We start from the raw sequence: 21,528 nt of genomic DNA, 5'->3' as shown, positions 1-21,528 counted from the left end.
AGTCACACCGTCTGTGGTCGTCAAGCCAGTCAACGTACCGCCCGCCACTGCCACATCAGTTGCATCAAAGCCAGTCACCGCTTCACTGAAGGTGAAGGTCACTGTGGTACTTTCGCCCGCAGCTAGGTTCAGGTCAGTCGCACTGATTGCAAGGGTCGGTGCTGTAATGTCCGCAGTTAAGCCTGCAAGACTCGCACCTGAACCTGGGTTACCTGCAAGGTCAGTATAGCTACCGTTCACCACACTCAAGCTTGGTGCAGTTGCACTGCCGTCTTGAGTAAAGGTTGCTGTCCAAGTCACACCGTCTGTGGTCGTCAAGCCAGTCAACGTACCGCCCGCCACTGCCACATCAGTTGCATCAAAGCCGGTCACCGCTTCACTGAAGGTGAAGGTCACTGTGGTGCTTTCGCCCGCAGCAAGGTTCAGGTCAGTCGCACTGATTGCAAGAGTCGGTGCTGTAATGTCCGCAGTTAAGCCTGCAAGACTCGCACCTGAACCTGGGTTACCTGCAAGGTCAGTATAGCTACCATTTACCACACTCAAGCTTGGTGCAGTTGCACTGCCGTCTTGAGTAAAGGTTGCTGTCCAGGTCACACCGTCTGTGGTCGTCAAGCCAGTCAACGTACCACCCGCCACTGCCACATCAGTTGCATCAAAGCCAGTCACCGCTTCACTGAAGGTGAAGGTCACTGTGGTGCTTTCGCCCGCAGCAAGGTTCAGGTCAGTCGCACTGATCGCAAGGGTCGGTGCTGTAATGTCCGCAGTTAAGCCTGCAAGACTCGCACCTGAACCTGGGTTACCTGCAAGGTCAGTATAAGTGTTATTTGCAACACTCAAGCTTGGTGCAGTTGCACTGCCATCTTGAGTAAAGGTTGCTGTCCAAGTCACACCGTCTGTGGTCGTCAAGCCAGTCAACGTACCGCCCGCCACTGCCACATCAGTTGCATCAAAGCCGGTCACCGCTTCACTGAAAGTGAAGGTTACTGTGGTGCTTTCGCCCGCAGCTAGGTTCAGGTCAGTCGCACTGATTGCAAGGGTCGGTGCTGTAATGTCCGCAGTTAAGCCTGCAAGACTCGCACCTGAACCTGGGTTACCTGCAAGGTCAGTATAGCTACCGTTCACCACACTCAAACTTGGTGCAGTTGCACTGCCGTCTTGAGTAAAGGTTGCTGTCCAGGTCACACCGTCTGTGGTCGTCAAGCCAGTCAACGTACCGCCCGCCACTGCCACATCAGTTGCATCAAAGCCGGTCACCGCTTCACTGAAAGTGAAGGTTACTGTGGTGCTTTCGCCCGCAGCAAGGTTCAAGTCAGTCGCACTGATCGCAAGAGTCGGTGCTGTAATGTCCGCAGTTAAGCCTGCAAGACTCGCACCTGAACCTGGGTTACCTGCAAGGTCAGTATAGCTACCGTTCACCACACTCAAACTTGGTGCAGTTGCACTGCCGTCTTGAGTAAAGGTTGCTGTCCAGGTCACACCGTCTGTGGTCGTCAAGCCAGTCAACGTACCGCCCGCCACTGCCACATCAGTTGCATCAAAGCCGGTCACCGCTTCACTGAAGGTGAAGGTCACTGTGGTGCTTTCGCCCGCAGCAAGGTTCAGGTCAGTCGCACTGATCGCAAGAGTCGGTGCTGTAATGTCCGCAGTTAAGCCTGCAAGACTCGCACCTGAACCTGGGTTACCTGCAAGGTCAGTATAGCTACCGTTCACCACACTCAAGCTTGGTGCAGTTGCACTGCCGTCTTGAGTAAAGGTTGCTGTCCAAGTCACACCGTCTGTGGTCGTCAAGCCAGTCAACGTACCGCCCGCCACTGCCACATCAGTTGCATCAAAGCCGGTCACCGCTTCACTGAAGGTGAAGGTTACTGTGGTGCTTTCGCCCGCAGCAAGGTTCAAGTCAGTCGCACTGATCGCAAGAGTCGGTGCTGTAATGTCCGCAGTTAAGCCTGCAAGACTCGCACCTGAACCTGGGTTACCTGCAAGGTCAGTATAGCTACCGTTCACCACACTCAAACTTGGTGCAGTTGCACTGCCGTCTTGAGTAAAGGTTGCTGTCCAGGTCACACCGTCTGTGGTCGTCAAGCCAGTCAACGTACCGCCCGCCACTGCCACATCAGTTGCATCAAAGCCGGTCACCGCTTCACTGAAGGTGAAGGTCACTGTGGTGCTTTCGCCCGCAGCAAGGTTCAGGTCAGTCGCACTGATCGCAAGAGTCGGTGCTGTAATGTCCGCAGTTAAGCCTGCAAGACTCGCACCTGAACCTGGGTTACCTGCAAGGTCAGTATAGCTACCGTTCACCACACTCAAGCTTGGTGCAGTTGCACTGCCGTCTTGAGTAAAGGTTGCTGTCCAAGTCACACCGTCTGTGGTCGTCAAGCCAGTCAACGTACCGCCCGCCACTGCCACATCAGTTGCATCAAAGCCGGTCACCGCTTCACTGAAGGTGAAGGTTACTGTGGTGCTTTCGCCCGCAGCAAGGTTCAGGTCAGTGGCACTGATCGCAAGTGTTGGTGCTGTTGAATCAACAGTCAATGTACCTGTTGCCGGAGTCGAAATGTTCCCTGCTACATCTGTAGCAGTCACACTTACCGTATGCGTACCATCAGTCAATGCTGGAAGTGTATTGTCTGCCAGTGTCCAGGTACCGTTACCATTGTTGGTCGCGTTGTAGTTCACACCATCGACAGTCACCACCACCGTCGCAGCAGGATCATCGATCGTGCCTGTCAACGCAGGAGTCGTGTCATTCGTAGCTGTATTAGTGAAGCCAACTACCGGTGCAACCAGATCAATGATAAAGCCATCTGTACCATCCAACACATCGCCTATACCTGGGTTGCCTACCGCATCGGTATAGCTACCATTCGCAACGCTAATGCTTGGCGCTGTGCCGGTTCCATCCGGTGTAAAGACTGCTGTCCAGGTCACACCATCTGTCGTACTCAAGCCAGTCAACGTACCGCCGACCACAGTAATGTCGGTTGCATCAAAGCCTATCACCGGCTCACTGAACGTGAAGCTGATGTTCGCTGTTTCACCTGCCGCAAGTGCAAGGTCATCCGTACCGATCGCAAGGGTCGGTGCTGTTGAGTCAACAGTCAATGTGCCTGTTGCCGGAGTCGAAATGTTCCCTGCTACATCTGTGGCAGTCACACTTACCGTATGCGTACCATCAGTCAATGCAGGAAGTGTATTGTCTGCCAGTGTCCAGGTACCGTTACCATTGTTGGTCGCGTTGTAGTTCACACCATCGACAGTCACCACCACCGTCGCAGCAGGATCATCGATCGTGCCTGTCAACGCAGGAGTCGTGTCATTCGTAGCTGTATTAGTGAAGCCAACTACCGGTGCAACCAGATCAACGATAAAGCCATCTGTACCATCCAGCACATCGCCTATACCTGGGTTGCCTACCGCATCGGTATAGCTACCATTCGCAACGCTAATGCTTGGCGCAGTGCCGGTTCCATCCGGTGTAAAGACTGCTGTCCAGGTCACACCATCTGTTGTACTCAAACCAGTCAATGTACCGCCGACCACAGTAATGTCGGTTGCATCAAAGCCTATCACCGGCTCACTGAACGTGAAGCTGATGTTCGCTGTTTCACCTGCCGCAAGTGCAAGGTCATCCGTACCGATCGCAAGGGTCGGTGCTGTTGAATCAACAGTCAATGTACCTGTTGCCGGAGTCGAAATGTTTCCTGCTACATCTGTAGCAGTCACACTTACCGTATGCGTACCATCAGTCAATGCTGGAAGTGTATTGTCTGCCAGTGTCCAGGTACCGTTACCATTGTTGATCGCGTTGTAGTTCACACCATCGACAGTCACTACCACCGTCGCAGCAGGATCATCGATCGTGCCTGTCAACGCAGGAGTCGTGTCATTCGTAGCTGTATTAGTGAAGCCAACTACCGGTGCAACCAGATCAACGATAAAGCCATCTGTACCATCCAACACATCGCCTATACCTGGGTTGCCTACCGCATCGGTATAGCTACCATTCGCAACGCTAATGCTTGGCGCAGTGCCGGTTCCATCCGGTGTAAAGACTGCTGTCCAGGTCACACCATCTGTTGTACTCAAACCAGTCAACGTACCGCCGACCACAGTAATGTCGGTTGCATCAAAGCCTATCACCGGCTCACTGAACGTGAAGCTGATGTTCGCTGTTTCACCTGCCGCAAGTGCAAGGTCATCCGTACCGATCGCAAGGGTCGGTGCTGTTGAATCAACAGTCAATGTACCTGTTGCCGGAGTCGAAATGTTTCCTGCTACATCTGTAGCAGTCACACTTACCGTATGCGTACCATCAGTCAATGCTGGAAGTGTATTGTCTGCCAGTGTCCAGGTACCGTTACCATTGTTGGTCGCGTTGTAGTTCACACCATCGACAGTCACCACCACCGTCGCAGCAGGATCATCGATCGTGCCTGTCAACGCAGGAGTCGTGTCATTCGTAGCGGTGTTAGTGAAGCCAACTACCGGTGCAACCAGATCAACGATAAAGCCATCTGTACCATCCAGCACATCGCCTATACCTGGGTTGCCTACCGCATCGGTATAGCTACCATTCGCAACGCTAATGCTTGGCGCAGTGCCGGTTCCATCCGGTGTAAAGACTGCTGTCCAGGTCACACCGTCTGTTGTACTCAAACCAGTCAACGTACCGCCGACCACAGTAATGTCGGTCGCATCAAAGCCTATCACCGGCTCACTGAAGGTGAAGCTGATGTTCGCTGTTTCACCTGCTGCAAGTGCAAGGTCATCCGTACCGATCGCAAGGGTCGGTGCTGTTGAATCAACAGTCAATGTGCCTGTTGCCGGAGTCGAAATGTTCCCTGCTACATCTGTGGCAGTCACACTTACCGTATGCGTACCATCAGTCAATGCAGGAAGTGTATTGTCTGCCAGTGTCCAGGTACCGTTACCATTGTTGGTCGCGTTGTAGTTCACACCATCGACAGTCACCACCACCGTCGCAGCAGGATCATCGATCGTGCCTGTCAACGCAGGAGTCGTGTCATTCGTAGCTGTATTAGTGAAGCCAACTACCGGTGCAACCAGATCAACGATAAAGCCATCTGTACCATCCAGCACATCGCCTATACCTGGGTTGCCTACCGCATCGGTATAGCTACCATTCGCAACGCTAATGCTTGGCGCAGTGCCGGTTCCATCCGGTGTAAAGACTGCTGTCCAGGTCACACCGTCTGTTGTACTCAAACCAGTCAACGTACCGCCGACCACAGTAATGTCGGTCGCATCAAAGCCTATCACCGGCTCACTGAAGGTGAAGCTGATGTTCGCTGTTTCACCTGCTGCAAGTGCAAGGTCATCCGTACCGATCGCAAGGGTCGGTGCTGTTGAATCAACAGTCAATGTACCTGTTGCCGGAGTCGAAATGTTTCCTGCTACATCTGTAGCAGTCACACTTACCGTATGCGTACCATCAGTCAATGCTGGAAGTGTATTGTCTGCCAGTGTCCAGGTACCGTTACCATTGTTGATCGCGTTGTAGTTCACACCATCGACAGTCACTACCACCGTCGCAGCAGGATCATCGATCGTGCCTGTCAACGCAGGAGTCGTGTCATTCGTAGCTGTATTAGTGAAGCCAACTACCGGTGCAACCAGATCAACGATAAAGCCATCTGTACCATCCAACACATCGCCTATACCTGGGTTGCCTACCGCATCGGTATAGCTACCATTCGCAACGCTAATGCTTGGCGCAGTGCCGGTTCCATCCGGTGTAAAGACTGCTGTCCAGGTCACACCATCTGTTGTACTCAAACCAGTCAACGTACCGCCGACCACAGTAATGTCGGTTGCATCAAAGCCTATCACCGGCTCACTGAACGTGAAGCTGATGTTCGCTGTTTCACCTGCCGCAAGTGCAAGGTCATCCGTACCGATCGCAAGGGTCGGTGCTGTTGAATCAACAGTCAATGTACCTGTTGCCGGAGTCGAAATGTTTCCTGCTACATCTGTAGCAGTCACACTTACCGTATGCGTACCATCAGTCAATGCTGGAAGTGTATTGTCTGCCAGTGTCCAGGTACCGTTACCATTGTTGGTCGCGTTGTAGTTCACACCATCGACAGTCACCACCACCGTCGCAGCAGGATCATCGATCGTGCCTGTCAACGCAGGAGTCGTGTCATTCGTAGCTGTATTAGTGAAGCCAACTACCGGTGCAACCAGATCAACGATAAAGCCATCTGTACCATCCAGCACATCGCCTATACCTGGGTTGCCTACCGCATCGGTATAGCTACCATTCGCAACGCTAATGCTTGGCGCAGTGCCGGTTCCATCCGGTGTAAAGACTGCTGTCCAGGTCACACCGTCTGTTGTACTCAAACCAGTCAACGTACCGCCGACCACAGTAATGTCGGTCGCATCAAAGCCTATCACCGGCTCACTGAAGGTGAAGCTGATGTTCGCTGTTTCACCTGCTGCAAGTGCAAGGTCATCCGTACCGATCGCAAGGGTCGGTGCTGTTGAATCAACAGTCAATGTGCCTGTTGCCGGAGTCGAAATGTTCCCTGCTACATCTGTGGCAGTCACACTTACCGTATGCGTACCATCAGTCAATGCAGGAAGTGTATTGTCTGCCAGTGTCCAGGTACCGTTACCATTGTTGGTCGCGTTGTAGTTCACACCATCGACAGTCACCACCACCGTCGCAGCAGGATCATCGATCGTGCCTGTCAACGCAGGAGTCGTGTCATTCGTAGCTGTATTAGTGAAGCCAACTACCGGTGCAACCAGATCAACGATAAAGCCATCTGTACCATCCAGCACATCGCCTATACCTGGGTTGCCTACCGCATCGGTATAGCTACCATTCGCAACGCTAATGCTTGGCGCAGTGCCGGTTCCATCCGGTGTAAAGACTGCTGTCCAGGTCACACCGTCTGTTGTACTCAAACCAGTCAACGTACCGCCGACCACAGTAATGTCGGTCGCATCAAAGCCTATCACCGGCTCACTGAAGGTGAAGCTGATGTTCGCTGTTTCACCTGCTGCAAGTGCAAGGTCATCCGTACCGATCGCAAGTGTTGGTGCTGTTGAGTCAACAGTCAATGTACCTGTTGCCGGGGTCGAAATGTTCCCTGCTACATCTGTAGCAGTCACACTTACCGTATGCGTACCATCAGTCAATGCTGGAAGTGTATTGTCTGCCAGTGTCCAGGTACCGTTACCATTGTTGGTCGCGTTGTAGTTCACACCATCGACAGTCACCACCACCGTCGCAGCAGGATCATCGATCGTGCCTGTCAACGCAGGAGTCGTGTCATTCGTAGCGGTGTTAGTGAAGCCAACTACCGGTGCAACCAGATCAACGATAAAGCCATCTGTACCATCCAGCACATCGCCTATACCTGGGTTGCCTACCGCATCGGTATAGCTACCATTCGCAACGCTAATGCTTGGCGCAGTGCCGGTTCCATCTGGTGTAAAGACTGCTGTCCAGGTCACACCATCTGTCGTACTCAAACCAGTCAACGTACCGCCGACCACAGTAATGTCGGTTGCATCAAAGCCTATCACCGGCTCACTGAAGGTGAAGCTGATGTTCGCTGTTTCACCTGCTGCAAGTGCAAGGTCATCCGTACCGATCGCAAGGGTCGGTGCTGTTGAATCAACAGTCAATGTGCCTGTTGCCGGAGTCGAAATGTTCCCTGCTACATCTGTGGCAGTCACACTTACCGTATGCGTACCATCAGTCAATGCTGGAAGTGTATTGTCTGCCAGTGTCCAGGTACCGTTACCATTGTTGGTCGCGTTGTAGTTCACACCATCGACAGTCACCACCACCGTCGCAGCAGGATCATCGATCGTGCCTGTCAACGCAGGAGTCGTGTCATTCGTAGCTGTATTAGTGAAGCCAACTACCGGTGCAACCAGATCAACGATAAAGCCATCTGTACCATCCAGCACATCGCCTATACCTGGGTTGCCTACCGCATCGGTATAGCTACCATTCGCAACGCTAATGCTTGGCGCAGTGCCGGTTCCATCCGGTGTAAAGACTGCTGTCCAGGTCACACCGTCTGTTGTACTCAAACCAGTCAACGTACCGCCGACCACAGTAATGTCGGTCGCATCAAAGCCTATCACCGGCTCACTGAAGGTGAAGCTGATGTTCGCTGTTTCACCTGCTGCAAGTGCAAGGTCATCCGTACCGATCGCAAGTGTTGGTGCTGTTGAGTCAACAGTCAATGTACCTGTTGCCGGGGTCGAAATGTTCCCTGCTACATCTGTAGCAGTCACACTTACCGTATGCGTACCATCAGTCAATGCTGGAAGTGTATTGTCTGCCAGTGTCCAGGTACCGTTACCATTGTTGGTCGCGTTGTAGTTCACACCATCGACAGTCACCACCACCGTCGCAGCAGGATCATCGATCGTGCCTGTCAACGCAGGAGTCGTGTCATTCGTAGCGGTGTTAGTGAAGCCAACTACCGGTGCAACCAGATCAACGATAAAGCCATCTGTACCATCCAGCACATCGCCTATACCTGGGTTGCCTACCGCATCGGTATAGCTACCATTCGCAACGCTAATGCTTGGCGCAGTGCCGGTTCCATCTGGTGTAAAGACTGCTGTCCAGGTCACACCATCTGTCGTACTCAAACCAGTCAACGTACCGCCGACCACAGTAATGTCGGTTGCATCAAAGCCAGTCACCGCTTCACTGAAGGTGAAGGTCACTGTGGTGCTTTCGCCCGCAGCAAGGTTCAGGTCAGTCGCACTGATTGCAAGAGTCGGTGCTGTTGAGTCAACAGTCAATGTACCTGTTGCCGGAGTCGAAATGTTCCCTGCTACATCTGTAGCAGTCACACTTACCGTATGCGTACCATCAGTCAATGCTGGAAGTGTATTGTCTGCCAGTGTCCAGGTACCGTTACCATTGTTGGTCGCGTTGTAGTTCACACCATCGACAGTCACCACCACCGTCGCAGCAGGATCATCGATCGTGCCTGTCAACGCAGGAGTCGTGTCATTCGTAGCGGTGTTAGTGAAGCCAACTACCGGTGCAACCAGATCAACGATAAAGCCATCTGTACCATCCAACACATCGCCTATACCTGGGTTGCCTACCGCATCGGTATAGCTACCATTCGCAACGCTAATGCTTGGCGCAGTGCCGGTTCCATCTGGTGTAAAGACTGCTGTCCAGGTCACACCATCTGTCGTACTCAAACCAGTCAACGTACCGCCGACCACAGTAATGTCGGTTGCATCAAAGCCTATCACCGGCTCACTGAAGGTGAAGCTGATGTTCGCTGTTTCACCTGCTGCAAGTGCAAGGTCATCCGTACCGATCGCAAGGGTCGGTGCTGTTGAGTCAACAGTCAATGTACCTGTTGCCGGAGTCGAAATATTCCCTGCTACATCTGTAGCAGTCACACTTACCGTATGCGTACCATCAGTCAATGCAGGAAGTGTATTGTCTGCCAGTGTCCAGGTACCGTTACCATTGTTGGTCGCGTTGTAGTTCACACCATCGACAGTCACCACCACCGTCGCAGCAGGATCATCGATCGTGCCTGTCAACGCAGGAGTCGTGTCATTCGTAGCTGTATTAGTGAAGCCAACTACCGGTGCAACCAGATCAACGATAAAGCCATCTGTACCATCCAACACATCGCCTATACCTGGGTTGCCTACCGCATCGGTATAGCTACCATTCGCAACGCTAATGCTTGGCGCAGTGCCGGTTCCATCCGGTGTAAAGACTGCTGTCCAGGTCACACCATCTGTCGTACTCAAGCCAGTCAATGTACCGCCGACCACAGTAATGTCGGTCGCATCAAAGCCTATCACCGGCTCACTGAAGGTGAAGCTGATGTTCGCTGTTTCACCTGCTGCAAGTGCAAGGTCATCCGTACCGATCGCAAGGGTCGGTGCTGTTGAGTCAACAGTCAATGTACCTGTTGCCGGAGTCGAAATATTCCCTGCTACATCTGTAGCAGTCACACTTACCGTATGTGTACCATCAGTCAATGCAGGAAGTGTATTGTCTGCCAGTGTCCAGGTACCGTTACCATTGTTGGTCGCGTTGTAGTTCACACCATCGACAGTCACCACCACCGTCGCAGCAGGATCATCGATCGTGCCTGTCAACGCAGGAGCCGTGTCATTCGTAGCTGTATTAGTGAAGCCAACTACCGGTGCAACCAGATCAACGATAAAGCCATCTGTACCATCCAACACATCGCCTATACCTGGGTTGCCTACCGCATCGGTATAGCTACCATTCGCAACGCTAATGCTTGGCGCAGTGCCGGTTCCATCCGGTGTAAAGACTGCTGTCCAGGTCACACCATCTGTCGTACTCAAGCCAGTCAATGTACCGCCGACCACAGTAATGTCAGTTGCATCAAAGCCTATCACTGGCTCACTGAACGTGAAGCTGATGTTCGCTGTTTCACCTGCCGCAAGTGCAAGGTCATCCGTACCGATCGCAAGGGTCGGTGCTGTTGAGTCAACAGTCAATGTACCTGTTGCCGGAGTCGAAATGTTCCCTGCTACATCTGTGGCAGTCACACTTACCGTATGCGTACCATCAGTCAATGCTGGAAGTGTATTGTCTGCCAGTGTCCAGGTACCGTTACCATTGTTGGTCGCGTTGTAGTTCACACCATCAACAGTCACCACCACCGTCGCAGCAGGATCATCGATCGTGCCTGTCAACGCAGGAGTTGTGTCGTTGGTTAACACATCATTCAATGTAATTAATGGTGCAGTCGTATCAATCGTCAGTACCGCTGTATCTGTACCCACATTGCCTGCTGGATCAGTCGCAGTCACAGTCACGGTATGCGGACCATCTGTTAATGCTGGAAGCGTATTGTCTGCCAGTGTCCAGGTGCCATTACCATTGTTGGTCGCTGGATAGTTCACACCATCAACAGTCACCACCACCGTCGCTGTCGGGTCGTTCACCGTACCCGTTAACACTGGTGTGTTGTCATTGGTGAGTACATCATCCAAAGCCACCACTGGTGCAGTGATGTCTGCTGAAACCACACCTGTACCTGGCAATGAGGTATTGCCTGCCGGGTCTGTCGCAGTTGCAGTCACTGTTTGACCATCTGTCAAATCACCTGGATTTGGTACTGTCCATTTCCCATCCGGGCCTGCAACAACAGTTGCTGTCGTGCCATCCGGGAAGGTCACCTTAACCGTAGAACCCGCTTCTGCTGTCCCTGTCACTGGATCTGTTGCATTGATCGGATTCAATACCGGTGCATTCGGTGCAGTCGTATCAATCGTCAATACCGCTGTATCTGTACCCACATTGCCTGCTGGATCAGTGGCAGTCACAGTCACGGTATGCGGACCATCAGTCAATGCTGGAAGCGTATTGTCTGCCAGTGTCCAGGTGCCATTACCATTGTTGGTCGCTGTATAGTTCACACCATCGACAGTCACCACCACCGTCGCTGTCGGGTCGTTCACCGTACCCGTTAACACTGGTGTGTTGTCATTGGTGAGCACATCATCCAAAGCCACCACTGGTGCAGTGATGTCTGCTGAAACCACGCCCGTACCTGGCAATGAGGTATTGCCTGCCGGGTCTGTCGCAGTTGCAGTCACTGTTTGACCATCTGTCAAATCACCTGGGTTCGGCACTGACCAGCTACCATCTGGACCTGCAACAACTGTTGCAGTCGTGCCATCCGGGAAGGTCACCTTAACCGTAGAACCCGCTTCTGCTGTCCCTGTCACTGGATCTGTTGGATTGATCGGATTCAATACCGGTGCATTCGGTGCAGTGGTATCAATCGTCAATACCGCTGTATCTGTACCCACATTGCCTGCTGGATCAGTGGCAGTCACAGTCACGGTATGCGGACCGTCTGTTAATGCTGGAAGCGTATTGTCTGCCAGTGTCCAGGTGCCATTACCATTGTTGGTCGCTGTATAGTTCACACCATCGACAGTCACCACCACCGTCGCTGTCGGGTCGTTCACCGTACCCGTTAACACTGGGGTGTTGTCATTGGTGAGCACATCATCCAAAGCCACCACTGGTGCAGTGATGTCTGCTGAAACCACGCCCGTACCTGGCAATGAGGTATTGCCTGCCGGGTCTGTCGCAGTTGCAGTCACTGTTTGACCATCTGTCAAGTCACCTGGATTTGGTACTGTCCATTTCCCATCCGGGCCTGCAACCACAGTTGCTGTCGTGCCATCCGGGAAGGTCACCTTAACCGTAGAACCGGCTTCTGCTGTCCCTGTCACTGGATCTGTTGCATTGATCGGATTCAATACCGGTGCATTCGGTGCAGTGGTATCAATCGTCAATACCGCTGTATCTGTACCCACATTGCCTGCTGGATCAGTGGCAGTCACAGTCACGGTATGCGGACCGTCTGTTAATGCTGGAAGCGTATTGTCTGCCAGTGTCCAGGTGCCATTACCATTGTTGGTCGCTGTATAGTTCACACCATCGACAGTCACCACCACCGTCGCTGTCGGGTCGTTCACCGTACCCGTTAACACTGGTGTGTTGTCATTGGTGAGCACATCATCCAAAGCCACTACTGGTGCAGTGATGTCTGCTGAAACCACGCCCGTACCTGGCAATGAGGTATTGCCTGCCGGGTCTGTCGCAGTTGCAGTCACTGTTTGACCATCTGTCAAGTCACCTGGATTTGGTACTGTCCATTTCCCATCCGGGCCTGCAACCACAGTTGCTGTCGTGCCATCCGGGAAGGTCACCTTAACCGTAGAACCGGCTTCTGCTGTCCCTGTCACTGGATCTGTTGCATTGATCGGATTCAATACCGGTGCATTCGGTGCAGTGGTATCAATCGTCAATACCGCTGTATCTGTACCCACATTGCCTGCTGGATCAGTGGCAGTCACAGTCACGGTATGCGGACCGTCTGTTAATGCTGGAAGCGTATTGTCTGCCAGTGTCCAGGTGCCATTACCATTGTTGGTCGCTGTATAGTTCACACCATCGACAGTCACCACCACCGTCGCTGTCGGGTCGTTCACCGTACCCGTTAACACTGGTGTGTTGTCATTGGTGAGCACATCATCCAAAGCCACTACTGGTGCAGTGATGTCTGCTGAAACCACGCCCGTACCTGGCAATGAGGTATTGCCTGCCGGGTCTGTCGCAGTTGCAGTCACTGTTTGACCATCTGTCAAGTCACCTGGATTTGGTACTGTCCATTTCCCATCCGGGCCTGCAACCACAGTTGCTGTCGTGCCATCCGGGAAGGTCACCTTAACCGTAGAACCCGCTTCTGCTGTCCCTGTCACTGGATCTGTTGGATTGATCGGATTCAATACCGGTGCATTCGGTGCAGTGGTATCAATCGTCAATACCGCTGTATCTGTACCCACATTGCCTGCTGGATCAGTGGCAGTCACAGTCACGGTATGCGGACCGTCTGTTAATGCTGGAAGCGTATTGTCTGCCAGTGTCCAGGTGCCATTACCATTGTTGGTCGCTGTATAGTTCACACCATCGACAGTCACCACCACCGTCGCTGTCGGGTCGTTCACCGTACCCGTTAACACTGGGGTGTTGTCATTGGTGAGCACATCATCCAAAGCCACCACTGGTGCAGTGATGTCTGCTGAAACCACGCCCGTACCTGGCAATGAGGTATTGCCTGCCGGGTCTGTCGCAGTTGCAGTCACTGTTTGACCATCTGTCAAGTCACCTGGATTTGGTACTGTCCATTTCCCATCCGGGCCTGCAACCACAGTTGCTGTCGTGCCATCCGGGAAGGTCACCTTAACCGTAGAACCGGCTTCTGCTGTCCCTGTCACTGGATCTGTTGCATTGATCGGATTCAATACCGGTGCATTCGGTGCAGTGGTATCAATCGTCAATACCGCTGTATCTGTACCCACATTGCCTGCTGGATCAGTGGCAGTCACAGTCACGGTATGCGGACCGTCTGTTAATGCTGGAAGCGTATTGTCTGCCAGTGTCCAGGTGCCATTACCATTGTTGGTCGCTGTATAGTTCACACCATCGACAGTCACCACCACCGTCGCTGTCGGGTCGTTCACCGTACCCGTTAACACTGGTGTGTTGTCATTGGTGAGCACATCATCCAAAGCCACTACTGGTGCAGTGATGTCTGCTGAAACCACGCCCGTACCTGGCAATGAGGTATTGCCTGCCGGGTCTGTCGCAGTTGCAGTCACTGTTTGACCATCTGTCAAGTCACCTGGATTTGGTACTGTCCATTTCCCATCCGGGCCTGCAACCACAGTTGCTGTCGTGCCATCCGGGAAGGTCACCTTAACCGTAGAACCGGCTTCTGCTGTCCCTGTCACTGGATCTGTTGCATTGATCGGATTCAATACCGGTGCATTCGGTGCAGTGGTATCAATCGTCAATACCGCTGTATCTGTACCCACATTGCCTGCTGGATCAGTGGCAGTCACAGTCACGGTATGCGGACCGTCTGTTAATGCTGGAAGCGTATTGTCTGCCAGTGTCCAGGTGCCATTACCATTGTTGGTCGCTGTATAGTTCACACCATCGACAGTCACCACCACCGTCGCTGTCGGGTCGTTCACCGTACCCGTTAACACTGGTGTGTTGTCATTGGTGAGCACATCATCCAAAGCCACTACTGGTGCAGTGATGTCTGCTGAAACCACGCCCGTACCTGGCAATGAGGTATTGCCTGCCGGGTCTGTCGCAGTTGCAGTCACTGTTTGACCATCTGTCAAGTCACCTGGATTTGGTACTGTCCATTTCCCATCCGGGCCTGCAACCACAGTTGCTGTCGTGCCATCCGGGAAGGTCACCTTAACCGTAGAACCCGCTTCTGCTGTCCCTGTCACTGGATCTGTTGGATTGATCGGATTCAATACCGGTGCATTCGGTGCAGTGGTATCAATCGTCAATACCGCTGTATCTGTACCCACATTGCCTGCTGGATCAGTGGCAGTCACAGTCACGGTATGCGGACCGTCTGTTAATGCTGGAAGCGTATTGTCTGCCAGTGTCCAGGTGCCATTACCATTGTTGGTCGCTGTATAGTTCACACCATCGACAGTCACCACCACCGTCGCTGTCGGGTCGTTCACCGTACCCGTTAACACTGGGGTGTTGTCATTGGTGAGCACATCATCCAAAGCCACCACTGGTGCAGTGATGTCTGCTGAAACCACGCCCGTACCTGGCAATGAGGTATTGCCTGCCGGGTCTGTCGCAGTTGCAGTCACTGTTTGACCATCTGTCAAGTCACCTGGATTTGGTACTGTCCATTTCCCATCCGGGCCTGCAACCACAGTTGCTGTCGTGCCATCCGGGAAGGTCACCTTAACCGTAGAACCGGCTTCTGCTGTCCCTGTCACTGGATCTGTTGCATTGATCGGATTCAATACCGGTGCATTCGGTGCAGTGGTATCAATCGTCAATACCGCTGTATCTGTACCCACATTGCCTGCTGGATCAGTGGCAGTCACAGTCACGGTATGCGGACCGTCTGTTAATGCTGGAAGCGTATTGTCTGCCAGTGTCCAGGTGCCATTACCATTGTTGGTCGCTGTATAGTTCACACCATCGACAGTCACCACCACCGTCGCTGTCGGGTCGTTCACCGTACCCGTTAACACTGGTGTGTTGTCATTGGTGAGCACATCATCCAAAGCCACTACTGGTGCAGTGATGTCTGCTGAAACCACGCCCGTACCTGGCAATGAGGTATTGCCTGCCGGGTCTGTCGCAGTTGCAGTCACTGTTTGACCATCTGTCAAGTCACCTGGATTTGGTACTGTCCATTTCCCATCCGGGCCTGCAACCACAGTTGCTGTCGTGCCATCCGGGAAGGTCACCTTAACCGTAGAACCGGCTTCTGCTGTCCCTGTCACTGGATCTGTTGCATTGATCGGATTCAATACCGGTGCATTCGGTGCAGTGGTATCAATCGTCAATACCGCTGTATCTGTACCCACATTGCCTGCTGGATCAGTGGCAGTCACAGTCACGGTATGCGGACCGTCTGTTAATGCTGGAAGCGTATTGTCTGCCAGTGTCCAGGTGCCATTACCATTGTTGGTCGCTGTATAGTTCACACCATCGACAGTCACCACCACCGTCGCTGTCGGGTCGTTCACCGTACCCGTTAACACTGGTGTGTTGTCATTGGTGAGCACATCATCCAAAGCCACCACTGGTGCAGTGATGTCTGCTGAAACCACGCCCGTACCTGGCAATGAGGTATTGCCTGCCGGGTCTGTCGCAGTTGCAGTCACTGTTTGACCATCTGTCAAGTCACCTGGATTTGGTACTGTCCATTTCCCATCCGGGCCTGCAACCACAGTTGCTGTCGTGCCATCCGGGAAGGTCACCTTAACCGTAGAACCGGCTTCTGCTGTCCCTGTCACTGGATCTGTTGCATTGATCGGATTCAATACCGGTGCATTCGGTGCAGTGGTATCAATCGTCAATACCGCTGTATCTGTACCCACATTGCCTGCTGGATCAGTGGCAGTCACAGTCACGGTATGCGGACCGTCTGTTAATGCTGGAAGCGTATTGTCTGCCAGTGTCCAGGTGCCATTACCATTGTTGGTCGCTGTATAGTTCACACCATCGACAGTCACCACCACCGTCGCTGTCGGGTCGTTCACCGTACCCGTTAACACTGGTGTGTTGTCATTGGTGAGCACATCATCCAAAGCCACTACTGGTGCAGTGATGTCTGCTGAAACCACGCCCGTACCTGGCAATGAGGTATTGCCTGCCGGGTCTGTCGCAGTTGCAGTCACTGTTTGACCATCTGTCAAGTCACCTGGATTTGGTACTGTCCATTTCCCATCCGGGCCTGCAACCACAGTTGCTGTCGTGCCATCCGGGAAGGTCACCTTAACCGTAGAACCGGCTTCTGCTGTCCCTGTCACTGGATCTGTTGCATTGATCGGATTCAATACCGGTGCATTCGGTGCAGTGGTATCAATCGTCAATACCGCTGTATCTGTACCCACATTGCCTGCTGGATCAGTGGCAGTCACAGTCACGGTATGCGGACCGTCTGTTAATGCTGGAAGCGTATTGTCTGCCAGTGTCCAGGTGCCATTACCATTGTTGGTCGCTGTATAGTTCACACCATCGACAGTCACCACCACCGTCGCTGTCGGGTCGTTCACCGTACCCGTTAACACTGGTGTGTTGTCATTGGTGAGCACATCATCCAAAGCCACTACTGGTGCAGTGATGTCTGCTGAAACCACGCCCGTACCTGGCAATGAGGTATTGCCTGCCGGGTCTGTCGCAGTTGCAGTCACTGTTTGACCATCTGTCAAGTCACCTGGATTTGGTACTGTCCATTTCCCATCCGGGCCTGCAACCACAGTTGCTGTCGTGCCATCCGGGAAGGTCACCTTAACCGTAGAACCCGCTTCTGCTGTCCCTGTCACTGGATCTGTTGGATTGATCGGATTCAATACCGGTGCATTCGGTGCAGTGGTATCAATCGTCAATACCGCTGTATCTGTACCCACATTGCCTGCTGGATCAGTGGCAGTCACAGTCACGGTATGCGGACCGTCTGTTAATGCTGGAAGCGTATTGTCTGCCAGTGTCCAGGTGCCATTACCATTGTTGGTCGCTGTATAGTTCACACCATCGACAGTCACCACCACCGTCGCTGTCGGGTCGTTCACCGTACCCGTTAACACTGGTGTGTTGTCATTGGTGAGCACATCATCCAAAGCCACTACTGGTGCAGTGATGTCTGCTGAAACCACGCCCGTACCTGGCAATGAGGTATTGCCTGCCGGGTCTGTCGCAGTTGCAGTCACTGTTTGACCATCTGCCAAATCACCTGGATTTGGTACTGTCCATTTCCCATCCGGGCCTGCAACCACAGTTGCTGTCGTGCCATCCGGGAAGGTCACCTTAACCGTAGAACCCGCTTCTGCTGTCCCTGTCACTGGATCTGTTGCATTGATCGGATTCAATACCGGTGCATTCGGTGCAGTCGTATCAATCGTCAATACCGCTGTATCTGTACCCACATTGCCTGCTGGATCAGTGGCAGTCACAGTCACGGTATGCGGACCGTCTGTTAATGCTGGAAGCGTATTGTCTGCCAGTGTCCAGGTGCCATTACCATTGTTGGTCGCTGTATAGTTCACACCATCGACAGTCACCACCACCGTCGCTGTCGGGTCGTTCACCGTACCCGTTAACACTGGTGTGTTGTCATTGGTGAGCACATCATCCAAGGCCACCACTGGTGCAGTGATGTCTGCTGAAACCACGCCCGTACCTGGCAATGAGGTATTGCCTGCCGGGTCTGTCGCAGTTGCAGTCACTGTTTGACCATCTGCCAAATCACCTGGATTTGGTACTGTCCATTTCCCATCCGGGCCTGCAACCACAGTTGCTGTCGTGCCATCCGGGAAGGTCACCTTAACCGTAGAACCCGCTTCTGCTGTCCCTGTCACTGGATCTGTTGCATTGATCGGATTCAATACCGGTGCATTCGGTGCAGTGGTATCAATCGTCAATACCGCTGTATCTGTACCCACATTGCCTGCTGGATCAGTGGCAGTCACAGTCACGGTATGCGGACCATCAGTCAATGCTGGAAGCGTATTGTCTGCCAGTGTCCAGGTGCCGTTACCATTGTTGGTCGCTGTATAGTTCACACCATCGACAGTCACCACCACCGTCGCTGTCGGGTCGTTCACCGTACCCGTTAACACTGGGGTGTTGTCATTGGTGAGCACATCATCCAAAGCCACCACTGGTGCTGTGATGTCTGCTGAAACCACGCCCGTACCTGGCAATGAGGTATTGCCTGCCGGGTCTGTCGCAGTTGCAGTCACTGTTTGACCATCTGTCAAATCACCTGGATTTGGTACTGTCCATTTCCCATCCGGGCCTGCAACCACAGTTGCTGTCGTGCCATCCGGGAAGGTCACCTTAACCGTAGAACCCGCTTCTGCTGTCCCTGTCACTGGATCTGTTGCATTGATCGGATTCAATACCGGTGCATTCGGTGCAGTGGTATCAATCGTCAATACCGCTGTATCTGTACCCACATTGCCTGCTGGATCAGTGGCAGTCACAGTCACGGTATGCGGACCGTCTGTTAATGCTGGAAGCGTATTGTCTGCCAGTGTCCAGGTGCCATTACCATTGTTGGTCGCTGTATAGTTCACACCATCGACAGTCACCACCACCGTCGCTGTCGGGTCGTTCACCGTACCCGTTAACACTGGTGTGTTGTCATTGGTGAGCACATCATCCAAAGCCACCACTGGTGCAGTGATGTCTGCTGAAACCACGCCCGTACCTGGCAATGAGGTATTGCCTGCCGGGTCTGTCGCAGTTGCAGTCACTGTTTGACCATCTGTCAAGTCACCTGGATTTGGTACTGTCCATTTCCCATCCGGGCCTGCAACCACAGTTGCTGTCGTGCCATCCGGGAAGGTCACCTTAACCGTAGAACCGGCTTCTGCTGTCCCTGTCACTGGATCTGTTGCATTGATCGGATTCAATACCGGTGCATTCGGTGCAGTGGTATCAATCGTCAATACCGCTGTATCTGTACCCACATTGCCTGCTGGATCAGTGGCAGTCACAGTCACGGTATGCGGACCGTCTGTTAATGCTGGAAGCGTATTGTCTGCCAGTGTCCAGGTGCCATTACCATTGTTGGTCGCTGTATAGTTCACACCATCGACAGTCACCACCACCGTCGCTGTCGGGTCGTTCACCGTACCCGTTAACACTGGTGTGTTGTCATTGGTGAGCACATCATCCAAAGCCACTACTGGTGCAGTGATGTCTGCTGAAACCACGCCCGTACCTGGCAATGAGGTATTGCCTGCCGGGTCTGTCGCAGTTGCAGTCACTGTTTGACCATCTGTCAAGTCACCTGGATTTGGTACTGTCCATTTCCCATCCGGGCCTGCAACCACAGTTGCTGTCGTGCCATCCGGGAAGGTCACCTTAACCGTAGAACCGGCTTCTGCTGTCCCTGTCACTGGATCTGTTGCATTGATCGGATTCAATACCGGTGCATTCGGTGCTGTCGTATCTACTGTATAAGTTTGTGTATCGTTAACACTGCTGCTGTTACCTGCCGCATCTGTAAACGTTACTTTGGCATCTATCGTTTTATCTGCATCTGCAACCAGACCACTACCCGGTACACTTACACTCCATGTTCCCGCTACTTTATCGACAGTTGCTGTATACGTAACCCCATTAATTACAACAGTTACGACCGTATTCGCCGCATCTGATGGAACATTTTTCAATACACCTGTAACCGTAACATTGCCTGATGCTTCTGAAGCATTAATGACATTGTCAGCGGTTACCGAATCTATTGTGAAATTAACTCCATCTGTACTTGGAGCAACCGCATCTACAATACCTGTACCTGGTAACGATGGGTTACCAGCAGGGTCTGTCGCCACTGCTGTAACTTTATCACCATCTTTAAGATCACCCGGGTTCGGCACTGACCAGGTACCATCTGGACCTGCAACAACAGTTGCTGTCGTGCCATCTGGGAAGGTCACCTTAACCGTAGAACCTGGCTCTGCTGTCCCTGTCACTGGATCTGTTGCATTGATCGGATCAAGTACCGGCGCATTTGGTGCTGTCGTATCTACTGTATAAGTTTGTGTATCGTTAACACTGCTGCTGTTACCTGCCGCATCTGTAAACGTTACTTTGGCATCTATCGTTTTATCTGCATCTGCAACCAGACCACTACCCGGTACACTTACACTCCATGTCCCCGCTACTTTATCGACAGTTGCTGTATACGTAACCCCATTAATTACAACAGTTACGACCGTATTGGCCGCATCTGATGGAACATTTTTCAATACACCTGTAACCGTAACATTGCCTGATGCTTCTGAAGCATTAATGACATTGTCTGAAGTAATAGGATCAACTGAAAAAGTAACACCATTTGTGTTTGGAGGAGTAGTATCCGCAGGATTTGAAGAATCATTGCTACTATTGGACGCAGCAGCAATAATACCACCAGCAACCAAAGGTATGGCTGCCAACAACCATGGATTCAAACCAGCATCGTGATAAAGTAACGGCTCAATTGAAGAAATAGGCTGATAAATAACATCAGATACTAACGCTTGAGGAGCTTCTGCTGGTAATGCTGCTGGTAAATCCTCACCTAACAGGGCCTGCGGTTCCACATCGCTGTCAGCATCCGCATCTGCATCGCTGTCTGCATCCGCATCATTTTCAGCATCTTTAAATTTTGCCCAAATCAACTGTCCACTCTGGTCTTGGAAAACAAGACTATTGTCAGCAGGTTCAGTTGTGCCACTAAAGAAGTCTTCAATAACAATAGTTTCGCCATTTTTAAGACGAATTACTGCATTGGTACCCTCCCTATTCACTACTAATACATCACTAGCAGCTACTTTTACCAATACCACCGAAGCTTCTGAGAGTTTGGCAGAAGTCCCTTTTATTGTTGACAAGGTATTATGACTTTCCTTGGCAATAATTTGTATTTCAGGCAT

The 21,528-nt window shown here is 52.4% G+C and carries 1 protein-coding gene (cut by a window edge); it reads right to left on the bottom strand.

The annotated features are described in order from the left end of the window. Window positions 1–21,528, bottom strand: partial view of an Ig-like domain-containing protein gene (locus NE363_RS03960; RefSeq protein WP_445535862.1) — the 5' portion only. Its footprint begins 6,591 nt before the window's first position; 21,528 of the gene's 28,119 nt are visible here — the first part of the coding sequence; it begins with the start codon at window positions 21,526–21,528; the stop codon falls past the left edge of the window.

The organism is Acinetobacter sp. G18 (assembly GCF_052660225.1).
This window is presented reverse-complemented; position numbering and strand designations above follow the sequence as displayed.